At 65.0% G+C, this 19,522-nt stretch carries 24 protein-coding genes and 1 pseudogene; 11 read left to right on the top strand and 14 right to left on the bottom strand.

Annotation, left to right across the window (positions count from 1 at the left end):
* Nucleotides 1-58 precede the first annotated feature (58 nt).
* Complete coding sequence (locus RT567_RS05010; RefSeq protein ID WP_313574753.1) at nt 59-1,570, top strand: Atxe2 family lasso peptide isopeptidase; 1,512 nt, start codon at nt 59-61, stop codon at nt 1,568-1,570.
* A 248-nt stretch (nt 1,571-1,818) separates the two neighbouring features.
* On the opposite strand, the gene RT567_RS05005 is transcribed toward RT567_RS05010, so the two are convergent.
* Both RT567_RS05005 and RT567_RS05000 read right to left on the bottom strand, forming a co-directional pair.
* Entirely contained in the window at nt 1,819-2,478 is a 660-nt protein-coding gene (locus RT567_RS05005) for a lasso peptide biosynthesis B2 protein (protein WP_040345549.1), read from the bottom strand.
* 63 nt (nt 2,479-2,541) lie between these two features.
* Complete coding sequence (locus tag RT567_RS05000; protein ID WP_003165184.1) at nt 2,542-2,670, bottom strand: benenodin family lasso peptide; 129 nt, start codon at nt 2,668-2,670, stop codon at nt 2,542-2,544.
* Between the two features lie 320 nt (nt 2,671-2,990).
* Between RT567_RS05000 and RT567_RS04995 the strand changes: the two genes are divergently transcribed.
* Both RT567_RS04995 and RT567_RS04990 read left to right on the top strand, forming a co-directional pair.
* Nucleotides 2,991-3,563: an RNA polymerase sigma factor gene (locus RT567_RS04995; protein WP_003165183.1), complete on the top strand. Its 573-nt coding sequence runs from the start codon at nt 2,991-2,993 to the stop codon at nt 3,561-3,563.
* On the top strand, nt 3,560-4,501 hold the full coding sequence (locus RT567_RS04990) for a FecR family protein (protein WP_003165182.1): 942 nt from the start codon (nt 3,560-3,562) through the stop codon (nt 4,499-4,501). The genes RT567_RS04995 and RT567_RS04990 overlap by 4 nt, the downstream gene beginning before the upstream one ends.
* A gap of 31 nt (nt 4,502-4,532) precedes the next feature.
* On the opposite strand, the gene RT567_RS04985 is transcribed toward RT567_RS04990, so the two are convergent.
* From RT567_RS04985 to RT567_RS04960, 6 genes are all read right to left on the bottom strand, one after another.
* The gene (locus RT567_RS04985) at nt 4,533-5,777 is read right to left on the bottom strand and encodes an HlyD family secretion protein (RefSeq protein ID WP_003165181.1); all 1,245 of its coding nucleotides are present in this window, start codon (nt 5,775-5,777) and stop codon (nt 4,533-4,535) included.
* Nucleotides 5,774-7,906: a peptidase domain-containing ABC transporter gene (locus tag RT567_RS04980; protein WP_003169278.1), complete on the bottom strand. Its 2,133-nt coding sequence runs from the start codon at nt 7,904-7,906 to the stop codon at nt 5,774-5,776. Before RT567_RS04980 ends, RT567_RS04985 begins: the two co-directional genes overlap by 4 nt.
* A 94-nt stretch (nt 7,907-8,000) precedes the next feature.
* Nucleotides 8,001-8,282 carry a hypothetical protein gene (locus tag RT567_RS04975; RefSeq protein WP_003169279.1) on the bottom strand — a complete coding sequence of 94 codons (282 nt, stop codon included), beginning with the start codon at nt 8,280-8,282 and terminating at the stop codon, nt 8,001-8,003.
* Complete coding sequence (locus tag RT567_RS04970) at nt 8,279-8,941, bottom strand: hypothetical protein (RefSeq protein ID WP_003165178.1); 663 nt, start codon at nt 8,939-8,941, stop codon at nt 8,279-8,281. The genes RT567_RS04975 and RT567_RS04970 overlap by 4 nt, the downstream gene beginning before the upstream one ends.
* A 167-nt stretch (nt 8,942-9,108) precedes the next feature.
* Nucleotides 9,109-9,522, bottom strand: a complete 414-nt coding sequence (locus RT567_RS04965) for a hypothetical protein (protein ID WP_313574750.1) — start codon at nt 9,520-9,522, stop codon at nt 9,109-9,111.
* Between the two features lie 289 nt (nt 9,523-9,811).
* Nucleotides 9,812-11,563 carry an ABC transporter ATP-binding protein gene (locus RT567_RS04960; RefSeq protein ID WP_003165177.1) on the bottom strand — a complete coding sequence of 584 codons (1,752 nt, stop codon included), beginning with the start codon at nt 11,561-11,563 and terminating at the stop codon, nt 9,812-9,814.
* Nucleotides 11,564-11,755: 192 nt separating this feature from the next.
* Between RT567_RS04960 and RT567_RS04955 the strand changes: the two genes are divergently transcribed.
* Nucleotides 11,756-12,079 carry a helix-turn-helix domain-containing protein gene (locus tag RT567_RS04955; protein WP_003165176.1) on the top strand — a complete coding sequence of 108 codons (324 nt, stop codon included), beginning with the start codon at nt 11,756-11,758 and terminating at the stop codon, nt 12,077-12,079.
* A 2-nt stretch (nt 12,080-12,081) separates the two neighbouring features.
* Nucleotides 12,082-13,332, top strand: coding sequence for a type II toxin-antitoxin system HipA family toxin (locus RT567_RS04950; RefSeq protein ID WP_003165175.1), 1,251 nt, complete (start codon nt 12,082-12,084; stop codon nt 13,330-13,332).
* 21 nt (nt 13,333-13,353) lie between these two features.
* On the opposite strand, the gene RT567_RS04945 is transcribed toward RT567_RS04950, so the two are convergent.
* From RT567_RS04945 to RT567_RS04925, 6 genes and pseudogenes are all read right to left on the bottom strand, one after another.
* Entirely contained in the window at nt 13,354-13,809 is a 456-nt protein-coding gene (locus RT567_RS04945; RefSeq protein WP_003169286.1) for a hypothetical protein, read from the bottom strand.
* A 35-nt stretch (nt 13,810-13,844) separates the two neighbouring features.
* Complete coding sequence (locus RT567_RS04940) at nt 13,845-14,204, bottom strand: hypothetical protein (protein WP_003165173.1); 360 nt, start codon at nt 14,202-14,204, stop codon at nt 13,845-13,847.
* 67 nt (nt 14,205-14,271) lie between these two features.
* Entirely contained in the window at nt 14,272-14,394 is a 123-nt protein-coding gene (locus RT567_RS04935; RefSeq protein WP_003165172.1) for a hypothetical protein, read from the bottom strand.
* A 17-nt stretch (nt 14,395-14,411) separates the two neighbouring features.
* Nucleotides 14,412-14,651 carry a hypothetical protein gene (locus RT567_RS04930; protein ID WP_003165171.1) on the bottom strand — a complete coding sequence of 80 codons (240 nt, stop codon included), beginning with the start codon at nt 14,649-14,651 and terminating at the stop codon, nt 14,412-14,414.
* 124 nt (nt 14,652-14,775) lie between these two features.
* Nucleotides 14,776-14,940 (bottom strand): annotated as a pseudogene (locus RT567_RS17240) (helix-turn-helix domain-containing protein); the annotation flags it as partial.
* The gene (locus RT567_RS04925; protein ID WP_244911846.1) at nt 14,933-15,535 is read right to left on the bottom strand and encodes a helix-turn-helix domain-containing protein; all 603 of its coding nucleotides are present in this window, start codon (nt 15,533-15,535) and stop codon (nt 14,933-14,935) included. The gene RT567_RS04925 and the pseudogene RT567_RS17240, both read right to left, overlap by 8 nt.
* Nucleotides 15,536-15,765: 230 nt before the next feature.
* Between RT567_RS04925 and RT567_RS04920 the strand changes: the two genes are divergently transcribed.
* The 6 genes from RT567_RS04920 to RT567_RS04895 form a co-directional block, all read left to right on the top strand.
* Nucleotides 15,766-16,434 (top strand): DUF2285 domain-containing protein, encoded by a 669-nt coding sequence (locus RT567_RS04920; RefSeq protein WP_003169287.1) that lies wholly within the window; start codon nt 15,766-15,768, stop codon nt 16,432-16,434.
* A gap of 199 nt (nt 16,435-16,633) precedes the next feature.
* The gene (locus RT567_RS04915; protein ID WP_003165168.1) at nt 16,634-16,951 is read left to right on the top strand and encodes a hypothetical protein; all 318 of its coding nucleotides are present in this window, start codon (nt 16,634-16,636) and stop codon (nt 16,949-16,951) included.
* A 5-nt stretch (nt 16,952-16,956) separates the two neighbouring features.
* Nucleotides 16,957-17,835, top strand: coding sequence for a hypothetical protein (locus tag RT567_RS04910; protein ID WP_112999862.1), 879 nt, complete (start codon nt 16,957-16,959; stop codon nt 17,833-17,835).
* An 87-nt stretch (nt 17,836-17,922) separates the two neighbouring features.
* Nucleotides 17,923-18,273: a hypothetical protein gene (locus RT567_RS04905; RefSeq protein WP_223850734.1), complete on the top strand. Its 351-nt coding sequence runs from the start codon at nt 17,923-17,925 to the stop codon at nt 18,271-18,273.
* 64 nt (nt 18,274-18,337) lie between these two features.
* Nucleotides 18,338-19,159, top strand: a complete 822-nt coding sequence (locus tag RT567_RS04900; RefSeq protein WP_003165165.1) for a hypothetical protein — start codon at nt 18,338-18,340, stop codon at nt 19,157-19,159.
* Nucleotides 19,160-19,326: 167 nt separating this feature from the next.
* The coding region (locus RT567_RS04895) for a hypothetical protein (RefSeq protein ID WP_313574745.1) at nt 19,327-19,522 on the top strand (196 nt) is incomplete at its 3' end.

The raw sequence follows: 19,522 nt of genomic DNA, 5'->3' as shown, positions 1-19,522 counted from the left end.
CAAGGGGGTCCCTATTGCACGCCGATAGGGGGTCCCTTTTAGACGCCGATTGACAACGGTGCCAGTCGGTCAGAATGTCTTCCGATCGGCATATGTAAATGGCAGGCTTGCAACGCAGAGGTACACCGGCAACTGGATGGCCAGGGCGGGGCTCCTGCACAGCGCTCCTCGTCATTTGCGCGTTGTCGAACTCGATTCCGGCACAGTGAATGACGGCGCACCCGCCGATCTCGCAAGCTTCGCCGACGAACGAGGCACCGCCGATCCAAGCTCAGACCGCCTTCTCGCAACGACGACGCTTTCCGGATCAATGACCGCATATGTGTCGGGCGCCGGATCGGAACGAAGGCTGCACGTTCGAGGTCGCTCCAGTGATATTTCTTGTGATGTAGATGCCTGCCGTTCGGGCACTATTGAGAGCATAGCTTGGCGCGAAAGCACCGGCGAGGTCGTCTTCTCGGTCACCGTGCGGGACAGCGGGTATGCCCAGTCGCTCTACGCCTGGAACCCCGTCGAGAATGACGTGAGGCTGATCGTAGCTTCCGACGGCTTACTGAGCGGCAATCGAACTCCGAACCGATCCTCCTGTTCAATCTCTTCCCATTTCGCTGCTTGCGTAACTGCCTCGGCGGGGCAGCCGCCGCGAGTGGAGGCCATCGACTTGAATTCCGGCGTGCGAACCGTTCTGTTCGATCCGAACCGCTCACTTGCCGAAGTGGATACCGTCGAAACACGATCCCTCGCTTGGTCAGACAGCGAAGGCAACAGGTTCACAGGTCAGCTGTTTCTGCCGGCGAACTCCAAATCTGACGAACGGCTTCCGATCTTCATCACCTACTATGTGTGCCAAGGCTATCTTCGCGGTGGCGTCGGGGACGAATGGCCGCTGGCGTCCTTGGCCGCGTCCGGCATCGCGTCGATGTGCGTCAACAAGGGGCCGGCAGTTGCTGGCGAGCGAACCGGCAATTTCGCGCTGGCAGCATCCGGAATCCGCGCAATTGTGGGCCAACTCGATGAGCAGGGCATCGTCGATCCCCAGCGCATCGGAATGGGCGGACTCAGCTTTGGAAGCGAGGTCGTCCTCTGGATCGTCGAGAATACGAACCTGCTGACCGCCGCGTCGGTGACATCGACGGCCGTCACACCAACGTACTATTGGTTTCATGCCCTTCAGCCGGATTTCTCTGATCATCTTCAGCGGGGATGGCAGCTTGCGGCGCCTTATGAGACGCCAGACCGATGGGCGGAGTTCGTTCCCACTCGGATTAATGCGCCGCTGCTCATGCAGATGCCGGAGCAGGAGTATTTGCAGACGATGGAATACTACTCCCAACTCGTGTCGACTGGCTATCCGGCAGAGATGTTCGTTTTTCCGCACGAGCCTCACGTCAAAATCCAGCCGCGTCACAAGCTGGCGGCCTATGAGCGAAACCTGGATTGGTTCCGCTTCTGGCTTTTGGGATATGAAGATCCCGACCCGCGTAAAGATGATCAGTATCGGCGCTGGACGCAGCTCAGAGATCCACAGCATGCCGGAGCGGGGCGTCACGCGCTTGGTGAATTGTCGTGAGGTGTCGGTCCCAACTGCGCGTCCACGCCTCCGCACACCCCAAGCGCAGGAGCCTGTTGAAGTCGCTGTTCCGGGGCGCGCCGGGACTATCGAGGTAACCCTGAACAGCGTCTGTCGCGAGGAGGCCGGCACCCGCCAAGTTGCCCTTGAGTAGATAGTCTCTCAGCGCATTGCGGTTACGAGCCGCTCAACTGCTTTGCTGCCGTTCTCCGTTCCATCGGGAACTATGGCAAGGTATCGCAATGTCGTCATACAACGCAGATCGGCGTGAACATTGCGGCATGATCCGAGGCTTCGTTCAGCAGGAGATCGCCGGATTGCACCCAGCAGTGCGCGGCGAATGGATCCAGCTTCACGCCAAGGACCAGATCGGCTCCGAGGCCGCGGCGATGGATAAAATCGAGCAATGCGAGGGAGTCCCTCAAGCACGTCGGCTCCACAGGCACCAACCTAAGCGCATGATCGAAATTCGAGGCCAGCTCGACGATGTTCGTCCTCGACGGCGCAGTTTCGGAAATTTGTTGCCTTCGCCGCCTGTAGGTTTCGAGCAAGTCGTGGAAGGATGTACTCTTCATCCGCCTTGATACATGCCAGACTGTCGCCGCGACCTCCAGAACGTGGCGATTGAAGAAACCCCGACTTGTGCGGGGTTCGACGATGGATCGCGACGGTTGTTCGACCATGACTGGCCGTACTTCGGACGCCGTTTGATTGGTTCTGACAAGAACTCCCGTGTCGACCAAGCTGGCGAGCTCGCTTGAAATCGCCATCGGCGACGCCAGCCATTCCGAGAAAGCGAACTCTGCTTGCGGTCGCAACCGGAAGTAGCGATCTCGGTTCTCGTCAAGAAACACTGTCTGGCCGCTGCACCTGCAGAAGGTGACGTTGTCAGCTAGGGCAATGCTCATGGGACCTCCACGGTCATGCGTCTGAATGGCGCGCGAAACAATCTCGCGCGCCATCCGACCGGGTCACTCGGAGATGCCGGTGATTTCCATCAGCTCGTCAGGTTCATCGACGGTGAGGAACTGCCCCTGGGTCTCGAGGCTTGCCGCGCCCAAGTCGATCACGACGTCTTCATGCTGTTCGATGCGTTCCATTTCTTCTCTCCATCAAGCTGTCGTCAGGGCATGACGACGCGTTGAATTCTATCTGGAGGCAAGCGACGGCGTCTCGTTACAAAGACCTCGCGCAACCTCTGCGCGCTAGATGTGCGCGGGTAAAAACAATAGCTTGCGAAAGACCTTCCCAAATCGGTAGCGATTGTTGGGAGAGGGCGGCCGAGCAGCGCGGAGTTTCACAGCGAAAGCGCCCGTCCGAGTCGCTGGAAAATATTCGCACGACCGGCGCTCAGGTTTTTGGGTGTCGTGCGTCTTCTATATTGGGACCGGATTATCGGAAAGGAGCCCTGCCCTGATTGATGGTCGATGACGGCGTGCTGAGGGACTGGTTCTGCAAGGAGGTGCTTCCTCTCGAACGCTCGCTCACGGCCTTCATCCGCAGGAACTGGAGGGTGGAGGCCGAGGTCGTGGATTTGCTTCAGGATGTTTATGAGCGAGTTCTGTCGGGCGCGGCGCGGGGACTGCCCGGCCATGTCTCGGGATATGTCTATGAGGTCGCCCGCAACCATCTGATCAGCCGCGCCCGGCGCGAGCAGGTCGTGTCCTTCGACCTGGTCGCCGATCTCGACGACATCATGCCGGCGGCCGATGAACTGACGCCGGAGCGGATCGCGACGGCGCGCCAGGAACTTCGCCGTGTCGAAGCCGGTATCGAGGCCCTCCCGCCTCGCTGTCGCCAGATCGTGGAGATGCGCAAAATTGACGGCCTGTCCTCGAAGGAGGTGTCGGCCGAACTCGGCATCGGTGTCGACGCGGTCAATCAACAGACCAGCAAGGGCATGCGCGCGCTGGCCGACTTCATCTTCGGCGGCCGGGTCGGGGAGGGGCGCGAGGGCGACGGCGGCGATGCTCGGCGGAGGCGGGTCCAATGAACCACGAAGAGATCGCCAACCGCGCAGCCCTGTTCGTCAGTCGCAGAGATGAGCCCGAATGGGGCGCTGCCGACGAGGCAGAGCTTCAGGCCTGGCTTGCGGAATCCTACGCGCACAAGGCCGTCTACTGGCGTTTGTCGCGAAGCTGGGAGATCGCGGATCGGCTGGCGGCGAGGGGGCCGCAACGCACGCCATCCGCCGCGCGGCCGTGGTGGCGACAAAAGGGGCCGCTGGGTTTCGCCAGCGCGACCGCGCTGGCCCTGATCGGTCTGCAAATCCTCTCGTTCAGCTCGGACGACGACGATCCTGCGCCGCGCCTGGCGGCAGCGACCTATGCGACGCCGGTCGGCGGCCACGAGGCGATCGAGCTGGCGGACGGCAGCGTCGCCGAACTCAACACCGCGACCCGCGTGCGGGCGGCGGCGACTGACGACACGCGCCAGGTCTGGCTCGACGAGGGCGAGGCCTTCTTCAAGGTCGCCCACGATACGGCGCACCCCTTCGTCGTCCACGCTGGCCGCTATCGCGTGACGGTCTTGGGGACCAGCTTCTCCGTGAAGCGATCCGGTCAGGATGTGTCGGTGTCGGTGTTGGAAGGGCGCGTGCGGGTCGACGATACGCAGGCGTCGAAACCGGCCCATGAACTACCGGTCCTGAGGGCCGGGCAGATGGCGATCCTTCGGCCGACGGAGACCCTTGTCAGCATCGGCGATGGCGAACGCGTCGAACGCGCCCTGGCCTGGCGCGACGGCATGTTGAGTTTCGACGGTGCGGCGCTGGCCGACATCGCCGCGGACTTCAACCGCTACAACGATCGCAAGATCGTCGTCGCGGATTGCGACATGCGCGCCTTTTCCGATCGACGCATCATCGGGGAGGGACAGCCACGCATCTTCCGGCCAGCCGGGCTCGTGTGGACCGCACCCACGGCGCGATGAGGAGGGGCGGCGTCAACCGCCAACGGCGCCGTCATCCCGTTCGCTTGGCCGCCGCCAGCAGCGGATCGAACAATTGCTGCCAGAGGCGACGGCGGTCGATCGGAATGTCGGCGCGTAGCCCCATTCCCGGCTGGAGCGCGCGGCGCTCGCCATAGGCGGTGACATAGTCCCGTTCGAGCGAGACGCGGACCTCGTAGACGGGAGCGGTCTGTTCGATCAGGAACGCCGCCTCGCCCGGTCTCGTTACGGTTCTGGCGATCTCGACGATCCGCCCTTCGACAAATCCAAATCGCTGGAAAGGGAAGGCCTCGACCTGCAAGCGAGCGACCTGGCCGACCTCTAGAAAACCCGCAGCGCGCGTCGGCACCAGCAACCGAGCTTCCAGGGGCGAGCCTTCGGGCGCGATGGAGAGGAGGGGAACCTCGCCGGACGGCAGCATGCCGACTCGCGCCTGTACGGCCGAGATCGTGCCCGCGACCGGAGCCCTGAGGACATGGCCGCGCGCCACTTCAAGCTCGGCGCGCCGTTGCGCCAGGCTGGATCGGTCCCGAGCGATCGCGGCGAGGTCCTCGGCCTCCCTTGCAGGAATAGCGGCCATCTGACCTTGAAGATCAGCCGCGGCGCGGTCGAGCTCCGACAAACGGCTGTCGATGTCGGCGACGGCCAGGCGTTCCGCCAGAACGGTGCGGCGCCGGGCGTCGACCTGGGCGCGGGGGGCATAGCCGCGCGCCTGGAGTTGTGAAAGACGCTCGGCGTCGGCTTCGGACAGCGCGAGCGCTTCAACCTGGACGCGGCGCTGGCTTTCCAGGATCGCTCGGCTTCTGCGGTGAGCGGCGACCTGATCGGCGAGTCGTCGCCGATCGTCCGCATATCCCTGGGCGACAGCCGCGCGGCGACTTTCCAGCGATGCTTCCTGATGTCCGGTTTCGGCAAGCTGGACGTCGAGCATGGGGCCCTGGCCGATGCTGGCGATATCCGAGGTGAACTCGATCAGGGGAGCGCCCTCGGCGACCGCCTGGCCGTCGCGGACCAGCACGCGAGCGATCCGGCCCGACTGGACGGTGCGTACCTGCACGACGCCGGCCTCGGGGATGAGAAAGCCGGGAACCGTCTCCTTTCGGGTGTATCGGCCGAAAATGAGGGTCGTCGCCAGCACCGCGCAGAGCAGGGTCAGGACGACCGTCCAGATCGTGAGGGACGGGGGTTGGGCCAGACGGACTTCGCCCCAGAGCCTGAGGCGTTTGGCTTCGATCGCTTCGTTGCGAAACAGGCTCATTGGTCGGCCATCAGGCTGGCGGCGACCGGCACGCGCGCGCGGTTCGCGTCGGTGATCTCCGTGATCGCGCCCTTGTCGACCAGAAAGACGCGATCGGCGCCGAGAATGGCCGCTTCGCGGTGCGCCACCATGATGCGCGTGATCTTGAGGTCCGCCAGCGTGGCCATCACCTGTCGTTCAAGCTCGGGATCGAGGTTGGCCGTGCCCTCGTCCATGAAAAGTATGGCGGGGTCCTTGTAGAGCGCGCGCGCCAGCAGGAGGCGCTGTTTCTGGCCGCCGGAGAGAATCGAACCCATGTCCCCGATCAGGCTGTGATAGCCCATGGGCGTCCGCATGACGTCGTCATGGACATGGGCCAGGCGGCAGACCCGTTCGACCTTGTCCATATCGATATGGGCGTCGAAGAAGCCGACATTGTCAGCGATGGTGCCGGACAGGAGTTGGTCGTCCTGCATGACGACGCCCAGCCGGTCTCGAACAGCGCGTAGTCCCAAGGCCCGCATGGGGTGACCGTCAATCAGCACGTCCCCTTCGGTCGGTTCGTAGATGCCGATCAACAGCCTGAGAAGGGTCGATTTGCCGCCGCCCGACGGGCCGACGAAGGCGACCGCCTCGCCGGGCCGTATCGAGAACGCCGCGCCATCCAGCACCCAGGGGTCGTACTGGCCATAGCGAAACCGCAGGCCACGCACTTCCAGGCCGCCCAAAAGCGGCTTGGAGAGCTGTGCAGGACCGTCGAGCCCACGCTCCGCTTCCGCGTGCACGATATCGGAGAGGCGTTCGAGGTGAAGCCCCAGCATACGGAAGGTGAAAAAGGCGCCGATCAGGCTGCTGACCCGGCTGGAAAACTGTCCAGCGTAACTCTGGAAGGCGAAAAACATGCCCAGGGTCATGTGACCGTCGAGGACCTGGAGGGCGCCGAAGTAGAGCATGGCGAGACCGTGGAGGGTCTGCCAGATGCCGAGACCTGACCCACCCCAGAGACCGAAGGCGCCTTGTCTGAAGGCGACGTTCTGTTGTTCTGCGACGGCGTTCTGCCACAGGCCGTGCCGCTCGGCCTCGCGACCGCCGATCTTGATCGCGCGGGCGGCGCGGACGGTCTCCAGAAAGACGCTGTCAGTCCTGGCCGAGAGGTTCAACTGCTCGTCGGCGAAACGACGCACGGTTGGAAAGGCCGCCATCCTGACCAGGAAGATCACGACGAGATTGATCAGAACGAGACCGGCGAGGATGGGCGAATAGAGGACCATGACGATCGCCACCGGCAGGACCATCACGGCGTCCAGCACCACGCCGACCAGGCCGCCGGTCAAAAAGGACTGTGCAGGCCCTAGAGATCCGAACCGGGAGAGGACGTCGCCCACATGGCGACGCTCGAAAAAGTCCGTGGGCAGCCGAAGAAGATGCTTGAGCAAATTGCCGGACAACTGGATCGACAGGCGCTGCCCGGCGTGGAGTTGAATGAAGCCGCGCAACGTCTCAACCGCGGTCGAGACCAGGGCCAGTGCGCCGAACCCGACGACGATCGCCACCAGAAGGTCGCGGTCGGCGCGGCCGATGACGTCGTCGATCACGAGCTGGCTGGCAAGCGGCGATATGAGGCCGATGCCCTGGAGCAGCAGCGTCAGGAGGAAGACCTGCAACAGGAACGGCTTGAAGCCGGACAAGCGGCTCCACAGATCTCCCAGTCGGACCTTGTCGACGCGCGATTTCTTCTCGAAGTCCGGAGACGGCGTCAGTTCGAGGGCGACGCCGGTGAAGTGTTTTGACACCTCGTCCAGCGGCAGCTTGCGTTCTCCGCGTGCGGGATCGGCGATCCAGGCATGTCGCTTGTCGACCCGGCGCAGAACGACGAAATGATCGAGACTCCAGTGCAGGACGGTTGGCGTCTCGAGCAATGCAAGCTCGTCCAGCTCGCACCGGACCGGCCGTGCCGTAAATCCCAGGGCGTCGGCGATCGATACGAGGCTCTTCAGACTGCTTCCGCCCAGCGAAATCGGAAAGCGGCGACGCAGCTCCGGCAGCGTTTCCCTGCGACCATGAGCGGCCGCCACCATCGCGAGGCAGGCCAGGCCGCATTCGGCCGCCTCGGATTGCAGGACAAGTGTTTTACCGAACGGATGCTGCAACGCCGTCCCTTCTGCACTGAACCGGTGAGAACCGCTTGCGCCCCATTGCGACGGTCATTGAAGGCCCGACGGCGCGTCCTGTCGAGGACCCGTGTTATTTTTTCTGTTGTGACCGTTCGCCGCTCTCTGAGCGCGAGCATTGATCGCCGCCTCGATCCATTTGATCGGCTGCGTCCATGTCGAGCGACGGCGCTTGCTCCTCGGATTTGCGCGGAAAGAAGCGGCGCTCGTATTCCCACCACAGGGTTCCTGTCGGCACATCCGGATGACCGAACCGGGTCCCCATCGCTCGCCGCACCACCTTCCAGACGACGAAGGCGATCACGCCCAGGACCACGATGGCTGATAGTTCGCGCACCACATTCAGGGCGTTCATCCGCCCATCCTCGATCCGGCGCCGTGTGTTTCGTCGCATATCGGCAGGCTCGGAAGACTCTCGACGCCGATGAGGCCCTCACCGCCATAAACGAGAGGCACGGCTTCGGGAGCGAACGTCTCCACGATCGGACCCGCCTCGGCTGCATTTTTGGGCCAGTAGCCATCGACGGCGGCGGCGCGGATGTTGTTCACCATGTCCACGGTCGGCATATGCGTTCGCAACCGAGTCATCGCGAACAGCCGTTGGTCGGGCGTTTGTCCGATGCAAACCGGTTCCGTACGGACAAAAGCATCGGTCAGCAGGGCGATCGGCAGCCCGCGCGCGACAAAGAAGGCGCGTTGCCGTTCCGCGCGCCGCTGCGTTTCTGCGGTGGCCTTCAGTCCTGACGCTTCAGCCGCGCTCACGAGAGCGAAGTCGGTGTGGTGAAGGAGCACGACTGACTGGTCCTCCACAGATACGGCAGGCGCGGGAAGAAAGAGAAAGTGAGCGCAGGCTGACGCGCAAATATCGACGACGTCCAGACGTAGGTTGCGGGCGATCATCTGCTCCGAGAGCCGGATCGCATCGACACCTGAGCCGCCCGGACTGGAAACCCGGATCGACCTGGTGTCGTCGTCGATCAGAGCGATCGCCCCGTCGATCACATCGGGCGTCAATTGCCCGCAAACCTCGATCGTCCCGCCGTCGATCTTTCTTGCGCCGGGGGCGCAACGGGGCGGCTCTTCAACTTCCGTCGATCGGGCGCACCCCGCCAGAGCGGAGATCGCTAGGGCCAGACACGGGCCAAATAGGAACGCTGGCCAATCCAGCCCTAACGACAATCTCATCGCTGGATATTCTGCAAGGACGGGATTTGATCCAGCCCCCTGTCCCTTACGAAGTCATTGAGCATGTCTCGGGCGCCATCACGGAGAAATTGGTAGGACGCCCCGATTCCGGTCCGGAAGCCAGCGCTGGTCGGAGTGACGTTTACGCCTGTTGAGACGTCTTCCTGCTGCTCCATGCTCACGCCCAAGCCGCGCCCGACCCCGTCGCCGCCGCCGACATAGACGTCGCGGCCTCCCACGCCGACTTCACCGTAAAAGGCGCCGGTCGTATAAGAACCGAAAAAGACGTTCTGATTTCCGCCATCTACTTTGCGTTGCGCGGTGACAACTATATCGTCCACCCGCGTTGCCGGTTCGCCTCCACTTCCGCCATGGATGTATTCACATTCATCCATTGTCAGTGTTCGCATTATCAGCCTCCCGATGATTATGCTCGCCTATTGAGCTACTTATTATTCATTTTCAGCGGCGAACGTTGTCAAGGGATGGGTAGGGAGTTTTACGACCTAGGGTTGCGACATTGTGTCCCTATCGAGGCCTGAAGAAGGCTTGCGCGTGGACGGTGCTTGGCTGACCGGCAGCGAGCCGGTCGCTTTGAGGCGCGGCGGAATCATGCGCGCCAAGCCCCGGATGCCGCGGCCACATCGGGATTGAAAGGACGTCTCCCACGGCCGCATGAACGGGCGTATTGATCGATGCTCAGGATGTTTTTGCTTCACGGCGGGCCTCGGACCAGAAGGTGCGGTAGTCGCTCGTGGCAGCGAGCAGATGAGCATGCCCTCCTGCGGTCAATCGACCGCGGCGCAGGAACAGGATCTGGTCCGCATCGTCGAGGAGACCGGGTCGGTGGGTGATGAGGATGAGCGTTGTCCGGCCGCAATGACTTTCACGCAGCGCTTTGATGGCGCGCTTCTCGCTTGGGGCGTCAAGAGACGACGTCGTCTCGTCGAGAATGACCGCAGGGACGGACACCCCGAGCAGGCGCGCGAGCTCGAGCTTCTGGATCTGTCCGCCTGACAGCCGCTCGCCCTGTTCGCCGACGGCCTGGTCGAAGTCGACCGCGCGGCCGCTCTCGTAGAAACCCCACCCGGCGAGCAGCGCCGCCAGTTCCGCCTCGCTCTGCCGGGTCGGCGGATACAGGGCGTTTTCGCGCAGGCTCCGGTTGAACAGCCCCACGAACTGCGGAACGTAGAGAACGCGCCGATGCCGCTCATCAATGGGCTCTGCCGCCATGTCGGCGCCGTCGATCAGAACGCGGCCCCGCGACGGATCGAGAAGGCCCGCCATCAGCCGGGCGAGCGTCGACTTGCCCGCGCCGTTCGGTCCCGCGATCACCACGAAACTCCCCGGAGCAATGGCGGCGTTCGCGTCGGTGAGAACCGGAGTATCGCCATAGGCGTAGAAGAGGCCGTCGAGCCGGATCGCTGCGGCGCGCGGGGCAGGGGAGATTGCCGTTGTTCGGTTCTCGACTGCGGGATCGCGCGCCATCGCGAGGTCGAGCACTTCGGCGATATTCTCGATCGCAACGCCGGCCTGACGGATGATGAATCCCAGCCCGCCCAGCGGCAGGGCGAGTCGGAAGGCGTAGGCCTGGAGCAATACGAAATCGCCGACCGTCAATCGCCCGCGTCCGACATCCATACCCCCGAGGACGAGGATCGCCACCAGGCCCGCCCCGACCACCACATACTGTCCCAGCGCCGTTCCGAACAGCAGAAGCGCCAGGCGCGAAGCCTCGGTCTGGCGCGCGCGGCCGAGGACAGCGACGCGCTCCACCTCGCCATCGAGATTGCCGTTGAAGACCACCCGACGTGCGTTTCTGAGGATGTCGCCCAGCAACTGCGACACGGAGGCGGCGGATCGATTGGTCGCCTGCGCCTGAGCCTGGAAGCGCTTCGCGGTCAGGCGTGAGGCGAGGAAATAGCCGAGCAGCACCGTCGCCAGCAGGGCGACATAGAGCGGTGGGACCAGCGTCGCGACCACGACGAGCGAGGCGACCACCTGGATGATCAGCGAGGCGGCGCGGCTGATCAGCCCGTCGACGACGATCTGTAGGCTGAACGGCAGGCGTTCCAGCGCGCCCAACATCTCCCCGCTGTCGGCGTCGCGCCGCCGCGCGATCTGCGGCAGCCGCTGCGCGGTCGCGCGCTCGATCAGGTGGCGCGACAGCGCTCCGAGCTGGCGCGTCGTGAAGATGTAGCGGGCCGCGGACAGCGGCGCGGTCCCGGACCAAGCGAGAACGAAGGCCGCGACCAGCGGCGCGAGCGACCAGGGATCAATGGGGCCGGTTGAAAGCCGGTCGACCAGCAGCTTGAGCAGATAGGGACCGAGGACGCCCAGACCGATGCCGGCCAGGTCGATCGCTATTCCCGCGACGGCGTCGCCGCGCGCTTCCAGCCGGCGATCGAACGTCAGCCGCGTGAGCGCAAGGATCACCGTCAGGGTCGACATGCCGTCCTTTCCTGCCGCGTTCGCCTTGCGGTCCGCTGGACGCGGACTCGGCGACGGCGGCGCGCCCAAGCTACAGGGCAGGGGGCTTGCCCGGCTTCACGATTCTTCCGGTCTCCATTGATACTCGCTTTCCCGATCGGGAATTCTGCTAGGCTACCGGGCGGTTTGACGGGTTTGCCTTCCCGATCGGGAATGTGGGTGGCGGTAAATGAAGAAATCGCCTATGAGATTCCCGATCGGGAAAGGAGTTTCACGGTGATTGAGGAACAGGCTCACGACTACGCCCGTAGGCTCGGCGCTCTGATCCGAGCGCGCCGCGAGGCTGTCGGTCTGCGAATGGAAGATCTCGCAGGGGCTGCCGGCGTCGGCGTGCGCTTCATTCATGACCTCGAAACCGGAAAGCCGAGTTGCCAGCTCGGGCGGTCGCTGGCCGTCGCCGCGTCGCTCGGCCTCGATCTGATCGACCTTCTGGAAGAGGACGAGGCGCGTCGCCGTGACCCCGCGCCGGAGCAGTAGACGTGCTGACCATCTATAATGAAAACGAGGAGGTCGGGCACGTCGAGGACGACGGCGGCTTTGTCTATTCGCAAACTTGGCGCGGACGACGCGGGGCCTTCCCGTTGTCCGTCACCATGCCCTTGGCCGAGCGGGAGGTCGAGCCGAGCGTCTTTCTCACCTGGGCCGCGAACCTGCTTCCGGAGGCTGACCAGCTCGTCATGGTGGGGCGCAGCCTTGGCGTGTCGCCTGGCGACACGATCGGTCTTTTGGAACGAATCGGACGCGACACCGCAGGCGCCTTGTCTTTCGGTGCGCCCGGCGGCCGCACCCGGTCCGGCTGGGCGCCCATCGCGCGCGATCAGGACCTCGAGCGGATCATCGACGAACTGCCGAGGAAGCCGTTTCTAGCAGGAGACGACGGGGTCTCCATGTCGTTGGCGGGCGTGCAGTCCAAGATCGCCGTCGGGCGCGACGAGCAGGGCCGACTCTACATTCCGGTAGACGGCGCGCCCTCGACCCACATTCTCAAGCCCGACAGCGATCGTTTGCTCGGAAGCGTACCCAACGAGGCCTTCTGCCTGACCCTGGCGCGACGTTGCGGATTGCGTGTTCCTTCCGTGACCACGGGACGCGCCGGAGGACGATCCTATCTCCTGATCGAGCGCTACGACAGGCGCGCGATCGGCGACGAATGGAGGCGCCTCCACCAGGAAGATTTCTGTCAGGCGCTCGGCCTGCCGCCAAGCGCCAAATATGAGCGGAACCGGACCGGGCCGAAGGGACCTTCCGCCGCCGACATGCTGATGGTCGTCAGGAAACATGCATTGGCGCCTGATGTGCTCGCGCTCCTTGACGCCATCGTGTTCAACATCCTTGCATGCAATACTGACGCACACGCCAAGAACTATTCGCTCATGGTGACGAATGGTCGTCCGACATCAGCGCCGATCTACGACGTCATGTGCGCTTCCGTATTCGACGGGATCACGCCGAATTTGGCGCAATCGATCGACGGTAAGACCCGAGGCGATCACCTCAGGCGCCGACACTGGACGCGATTCCTGCAAGCGGCAGGCTTCGGCGCCGCGCCGATGCTGCGGCGCATTAACGCCTTGGCGACACGGGTGCTGGCGGAACTCCCGTCCGCTCAAGCGGACGTTACGGCGATGGCTGCCGGCGGGGCCGGACTGAACGAGGTCGTAACCGCAATAAGGCGCAGAGCCTCGATGATTCTCGAGGGATTGGCCGATCCCGCGGACCGCGCCGACTGAAAGGCGCGGGTGGCCTCGATCCTACGGTCCTCTGAAGCAGAGGGGCTGCGTCGCGCCTTTTCGCCAGGCCTCGATCACGCCCGCCGTGAAGACGATGAGCAGCACGAAATAGGGCGTCTCCAGCGCTGCGATGTAGCCGCGCGGCAGGAGGGAAACGTCCAGAGCGGCGCCGACATGCACCAGCACGGTCAGGAGCTGGACCCCGCCCGCCGCGAACAGCCACCGCCGCCGACCGCCCGTGCGGATCAACAGCACGATCAGCAGCAGGAGCACGGCCGTATCGACCACGGCCACGGCCCAGAAGGGCGGCGCGGCGTTCGGCGGCGGCTGCAACCGGGGCGAGATCAGCACCGCGAGGAGATTGCCGATGACGGCGGCCTGTTCGGGCCGGCCGCCCTTCCACAGCGCGAATCCCGTCACCGCGAGGGTCAGCCAGAAGCCCGCCGCCCCCATCCATTGTTCGACCGCGAGCGCCATCCCACGCCGATTGACGCGGCGCCGGCGGCGCGATGTCAAGCATCGGCGACCAGGCGGGGGCGTGCGATGGAGGCGGTCGGGCGAATCTGGGCGGCGTCAGGCTTTTCCAGGCCTGTCCCCTGCAGCGTCGTTGGCCTGACGCCGATGTGCGGCGCGGCGTCGGCCAGCGCCGCGTGCATCGTCATCGCATGGCCGCGGGCCTGGCCCAGGGCCTCGACGGTCCGTGTCGCGGCTGCGACCGCCTCATGGCCGAGAACGGCCGAGAAGCCATGGGTGCGCCGGATCGCTGAAGCCTGCGCGATCAGCAGCGCGGCCTTTTCCAGGGTCGTATCAAGCGCCGCCTCGGTCTCGAACAGGGCGTCGGCGAGGGATTGGGCGATGTCGCGTCGTTGCATGGGGCGTCCGTCTCGCGCTGGCGGCGCAAGTCCTTTGTCAGAGAGGGATGGGGCGCCGCTGGGCCCGTCAGCGCTGGGCCAGCAGGGCGGCGTCGATGGCTTGGGTCTGGTGGCCGAGCGAGAGGGCGACCGCGAGCGCGCCGACGAGGCAGACGCCGAGCAGGACCGCTCCCAGGGCCGTGACGATCAACCGGCCGAGCGTCCGGTTCAGGACCGGCGTAAGCGCGGCGCGTTCGGAGGGCGGTCGCTGTCGGGTCCCAGCACGAATGCGATGCAGATGATCTCGCGAAGCAGATCGAGCGGCGAGAGGTTGCGGCTGTGTCTCCGCGTCTCGTCCAGCAGATACTCCACCGCGTCCTTCTGCGCTCGTGTCAGCGCCAGGTCGTCGAACACCGTCTCCACGTCGCCCCAGGTGTAGCGCGGCAGCGGAATGACCGGCTGGGGCATGGGCTCCTCCTTTCGCCGAGGGATCGAAACCCGATCCCGACCCGGACGAAAGGGCTTCCGGTTCCCTAGGAGACCGGTCTGCGTAGTCCATACGTAACGCCGCGCGATAGAGCGCCGCGGCTTCCTCGCGGTCGCGCAGGCCGAGCTTCTTCAGCGCATTGTAGATGTGGGTGTCGGCCGTGCGCGGACTCATCGTCCGTCGGCGACCGATCTGTTTGGAGGTCAGGCCGTCGGCGACGTCGCGAAGGCATTGCTCCTCGCGCGGGGTGAGCCGGTCGAGGTCAACCATCGCCGCCGCCCGGGTCGTCATCCGCCCGGCCTGTGACATGTGGGTCCGCCGACAGAGCGAGCGCCTCGACGTAGCGGAGCAGGGGTTCGCGCTGATGGTTCGGCAGGACCGACCAGGCCTGGAGCAACCGCGCGCGTTCGCCGCCGTCTTCGCCCTCGTCCCAGGACTTGAGGCCGATAAGCGCCGGCGCCGTGGTCGCCAGCGCGAGCGAGAGCTGGTGCAGCCGTGAGGCCGCGACGCTGTTGCGTCCGTTTTCATACTTCTGGATCTGCTGGCACGAGACGCCGATCTTCGCGCCGAGCGCCGTCTGGCTCAGGCCGAGTTCCTTTCGCCGTCGCCGAACGCGCTCGCCGATCGCGCGATTATAGTCCTGTTTGCTTTGCGAATCCGGCACGTCGGTTCTCCTGACGCTCGATCGGCCATTTGGCCACGCATCGTCCTGCCGCGGCAACCCTGCGAGCTTGCGGCCGCCGCCGTGCCCGCGCTTCAAACCCCCGCAATGTCCCTTGGAGGGAGACGCACGGGGTTCGAAAACTTGTAGTTTGCGACGCCAGAAATGATGCGCCGACAGGTATTTGGCGAAAATTCCGGTCAATCCGTGAAGATCGCTCCATACGCTGACGCTTATGCTTGGCCGGCGGCGACATGCCGCGCGCCGTCGACCGGCGACCGAAAGGAGGGGCATGCGCGAAGCGCGGACCGATTGCTGTCCTCCCGCTTGGAAAGAGCGCGACGCCTACGATCGGATGCTCGAGCTCGACCTGGCGGGATGGACTTGGGAGGCGCTGCGTCGTCGGCCCGACGACGCGGGCCGCATCCTTCCGCTTGTCGGGACTCGGCTGGTGCGGCGCTCTCCGCCCCTACGAGTATTCGAGACCCAAGCCGAAGACGGACCGGAGATTTGGGGTTGGCGATTTCCGCGGCCGCCGGTCGCCGGCGTCGGTCTTCTGGCGCGCCGATCTCGACCCGGCCGTACTGACCGTGCGCGCCGCTCCCGTCGCAGCGGCCGATGGCGACGCCTTCCGGTTGGACCGACTGCCGTGCCGGGCGATCGTCCGCCGTTTCGGCGGCGGACGGGAGCAGATCATCATCGGCGAAGGCGTTCGGTCCATCCGGATCGAAGTGAGGGAAGGGAGCGTGCTGAGCGGACCGGTCCGGCTGGCCTACGACCTCGCGGGGTTCGTCGATCTCGATATCGGACTGCGGGTGCTCGGCCAGCTCGAAGCCCTCCACCGGTTCGACCGTTTGTTGCCCACGCTCTTCCGGGGGGAACCACGGGCGCACCGTTGGGCGATGGCCCTTCGGGCCTGGGACGGTCGGCGAAACGGCGCGAGCCAGCGCGAGATCGCCATCGCCCTGTTCGGTCCTGATCGCGTGACGACCGACTGGTCGACGGGCGACGACATGAGGAAGCGCATTGTCCGCCTGCTCCGCACCGGGGAGCGGCTGATCGCCGCAGCGGGGCCGGAGTTGCTTCGCCGGACGGCGCCGTGAACCGGACGGGACTTGCCGCCGGGCGGCCGGGCTTTGTGTCGCGCCCCGCGCACGATCCGCTACTGCGGGTTGTGGCCCCCAACGCAAGGTTGTCACAGGAATGTGAACAGCGTTTGGATTGCGGCGTTACGTGAGCTCTGCTGAGCTTCGAACGGCAGCGCTGCCCGACGCAACCACCCCTTACATGGAGTTACGATTGATGCGTGCATTGTCCTATTGCGAACTCGACCTTGTCGTCGGAGGCCAATCCAGCGGCCAGACCGGCGGCCAGACCCCGGCGCCCAGCTCGCCGCCTTCGAATAACAATGGCCAGACGACCACCACCACCACCCACAACAATACGCGCGGCGGCCAGGTGAACTACAACATCAACCAAACCCCCACAGGCGTGACCGGATCGGTCGGGGGCAGTTACAGCTGGAGCCGGTCGGAAACGACGGTCACCGTCGTCACGACTCCGAACTTCCCTCGCGGCAATGAGCGCGGCCCGGCGGCCGATCTGGCTGGGCTTTATTGAGCCTCGTGCGCGGCGGCGGATTCCATATCCGCCGCCGCGCGTTCAAAGTGCAGGCCATGGTGCGACCAACCCTTCTTTCCGGACTGGCGCTCGCCGCGCTTTCGGCAGGCTGCCAGCATCCCGCCTGGGCTGCGCAGGCGAATGCTGAAACGGACTTCGTTCAGGCCCGTTCAGCCGTCGCCGCCATCGCGGCGGGCCAGGTGACATGCAGCTACCCCGGCGACTCCGTCGTTCGTTTCATCGGGGAAAGCGGGCCGTCGCTCACCGCCTGCGTCGAACGTTTCGCCGGGCGAAGCGGGATGACCCTGATCCTCAGTTCACCGGGCGGCGATGCCGCGGATGCGATCCGGGCAGCCGAACTCATGACCGGGCGCGGTTGGACCGTGATCGTTCGCGGCATGTGCTCCTCCAGCTGCGCGAACTATCTGCTGCCCGTCGCCGCGCGCATCGAGGTTGAGCCTTACTCGGCGGTTCTGCTGCACGGAGCGCCCTACGATGAGGAGGGTGTCTATCAATGGTTCCTTCCGGGCGTTCTCGAACGCCAGCGGGCGGCGAACCCGAATGTCAGCGATGCGATGATCGATCAGGCGCGGCGCTTCACCCGTGAACAAGCGCGTCTTCTCGTCGAGCGGCACAAGGCGTTCGCGGGTCAGAGGACCGTAGATTCAGGCTGGTACGATCTTTCCGCCTTCCCGCAGCCCGAGGGCGGGTTCGGCGGACGCACCTTCGCCATCGTCGACCCTGACTTTCTACGATCCAGTCTACCCAACCTCGAAATCGGGCGCTTCTGGTTTCCAACCTCCGCTGCGGAACGGGACGCCCTGGCTGAGGTCATCGAAGGAACGCGCATCATTTATCGCGCTGGGTACGAACCCGCGGGGTGATTTGGGCGAAGAATGGAGTGGCATACATTTGGCGGCTTGTTGTTCTGAAGCCGCTGTATTTACTTTCTTAATCCTAGGAGAATGAACATGCGTGCACTCGATTATCTCGAACTCGATCAGGTCGTCGGCGGCCAGTCGAACACGACCACAGCAAACCAGAACGGGCCGGGGACGACCACCACCACGACCGGCAGCTCGCGCACCGTCACCGTCGGCGCTGACGCGACGATCGGCTCGGACGGCTCGATCACCGGGGGGCGCATTTATGTGTCGGTCGCTTGGGGCGACGGGCCGTCGACCGGCGGCGGAGGCGGCGGACGGAGCGCGCCGATGGGCGGCGGCTCGGGCATCGTCAACATGCCTGTTGTCGAGATTAACAGGCCGTCGGACGGCGCACGGCAGACGCAGCCCGCGGCGGATCTCGCCGGCCTCTACTGAGCAGAACGGCGGGGCGGGCGATCAGGCGCCCGACCCGCCATCGTTCGGAACGACGACACGCCTCATGTTTTTACGCCGCCACGCCCAAAGTTTCCTTCTCATCGCCGTCGCCCTGATGCTGCCCGCCAACGCGCTCGCGCAATCGGGCGAGACGGAACGGGCGGGTTGGCGAAACGCCAAGGCTGCCGTGGACGCCGTCGTCGCCGGTCGCCGCCTCTGCGAGGTCCAGTCCGACAATCGCCTACGCTATATCGGTCCGATCGACGCCGGCCTGGCCGACTGCCTCGCGGGTCTCGCCGATCGACGCGGCGTCACGCTCGCGATTTCCTCGCAGGGCGGCGACGCCGAGACGGGGATCGACGCCGGGTATCTGCTGCAAGGCCGGGACTGGACGGCGGAGGTCCACGGCCTCTGCGCTTCCGCGTGCGCCAACTACATCCTTCCGGCGATGCGGGCGGTCGCCGTCGAGCCCTTCTCTGCGGTCCTTCTCCACGGCGGAGCCGATGACGAGGACCTGATCTATGAGGCGGCTGTGGACCAGATTCTCGCCCGGCAAAAAGCCGTCGCGCCCGACGTCGACGAGGCGACGGTCGCCGAGGCCCGTGTGTTCACGCGCGACCTTGTGCGCACGATCGTGGCCGCTCACCGCCGCTATGGGGAGGACTTGGGCGTATCATCGGCATGGTTCTCGCTCACCGGATTCCCAACACCGGAAGGCGGTTACGGGCCGATGGGATTTGCGCTCGCCGACCCGACCTTTACGGCCGCCGCGCTTGGCCGCGTGAGGGTTCGATCCTTCTGGTTTCCAACGACCGACGAGGATCGGCGGCTCTTGTTCTCACTGTTCCCCGATACGCACATCGTCGTCAGGGAGACGACGCAATAGCGGCGCGGTTCTGATTCTCGAGGCCGAGGCGGCTTCCGGCCAGCCGAAGGCCGCGCGCGCGAGTTTCCGCACGGCGACGGGTCTCGACCCGAACAAGGCCGACCGCGCGGCGGTGAACGCCTGCTGCGCTGAATGGGAGCCTTATCGGCAAGAGGATAGCGGCGCCTGTGATCGCGTGCGAAGTCCTGGCGATCGGCGACGCCCGCATTCTGTGGCTGCCCGACAGGATCGGGGAACTGCCCCCGTCATCGAAAACGCCGAAGAAAAAAGCCAGCGAAACCCCGGCCGCGAGCACGGCGCCTTGCGACTGGGTGGCGTTTCGCGACCGCGCGGGCTGGCGATGGGTGGGCGGCTGCCGGCTAC

The sequence above is a fragment of the Brevundimonas sp. genome, from assembly GCF_032107865.1.
Taxonomy (GTDB): Bacteria; Pseudomonadota; Alphaproteobacteria; order Caulobacterales; family Caulobacteraceae; genus Brevundimonas.
This window is presented reverse-complemented; position numbering and strand designations above follow the sequence as displayed.

Excerpts from the sequence above, each read along its gene's own strand:
- RT567_RS04995 (WP_003165183.1), top strand. The coding sequence starts at position 2,991 with ATGGTCGATGACGGCGTGCTGAGGGACTGGTTCTGCAAGGAGGTGCTT.
- RT567_RS04955 (WP_003165176.1), top strand. The coding sequence starts at position 11,756 with ATGTGGGTGGCGGTAAATGAAGAAATCGCCTATGAGATTCCCGATCGG.
- RT567_RS05000 (WP_003165184.1), bottom strand. The coding sequence starts at position 2,670 with ATGGAACGCATCGAACAGCATGAAGACGTCGTGATCGACTTGGGCGCG.
- RT567_RS04960 (WP_003165177.1), bottom strand. The coding sequence starts at position 11,563 with ATGTCGACCCTGACGGTGATCCTTGCGCTCACGCGGCTGACGTTCGAT.
- RT567_RS04945 (WP_003169286.1), bottom strand. The coding sequence starts at position 13,809 with ATGGCGCTCGCGGTCGAACAATGGATGGGGGCGGCGGGCTTCTGGCTG.
- RT567_RS04900 (WP_003165165.1), top strand. The coding sequence starts at position 18,338 with ATGTTTTTACGCCGCCACGCCCAAAGTTTCCTTCTCATCGCCGTCGCC.
- RT567_RS04985 (WP_003165181.1), bottom strand. The coding sequence starts at position 5,777 with ATGAGCCTGTTTCGCAACGAAGCGATCGAAGCCAAACGCCTCAGGCTC.
- RT567_RS04930 (WP_003165171.1), bottom strand. The coding sequence starts at position 14,651 with ATGCCCCAGCCGGTCATTCCGCTGCCGCGCTACACCTGGGGCGACGTG.
- RT567_RS05005 (WP_040345549.1), bottom strand. The coding sequence starts at position 2,478 with ATGAGCATTGCCCTAGCTGACAACGTCACCTTCTGCAGGTGCAGCGGC.
- RT567_RS04990 (WP_003165182.1), top strand. The coding sequence starts at position 3,560 with ATGAACCACGAAGAGATCGCCAACCGCGCAGCCCTGTTCGTCAGTCGC.
- RT567_RS04975 (WP_003169279.1), bottom strand. The coding sequence starts at position 8,282 with ATGAACGCCCTGAATGTGGTGCGCGAACTATCAGCCATCGTGGTCCTG.
- RT567_RS04915 (WP_003165168.1), top strand. The coding sequence starts at position 16,634 with ATGCGTGCATTGTCCTATTGCGAACTCGACCTTGTCGTCGGAGGCCAA.
- RT567_RS04965 (WP_313574750.1), bottom strand. The coding sequence starts at position 9,522 with ATGCGAACACTGACAATGGATGAATGTGAATACATCCATGGCGGAAGT.
- RT567_RS04905 (WP_223850734.1), top strand. The coding sequence starts at position 17,923 with ATGCGTGCACTCGATTATCTCGAACTCGATCAGGTCGTCGGCGGCCAG.
- RT567_RS04940 (WP_003165173.1), bottom strand. The coding sequence starts at position 14,204 with ATGCAACGACGCGACATCGCCCAATCCCTCGCCGACGCCCTGTTCGAG.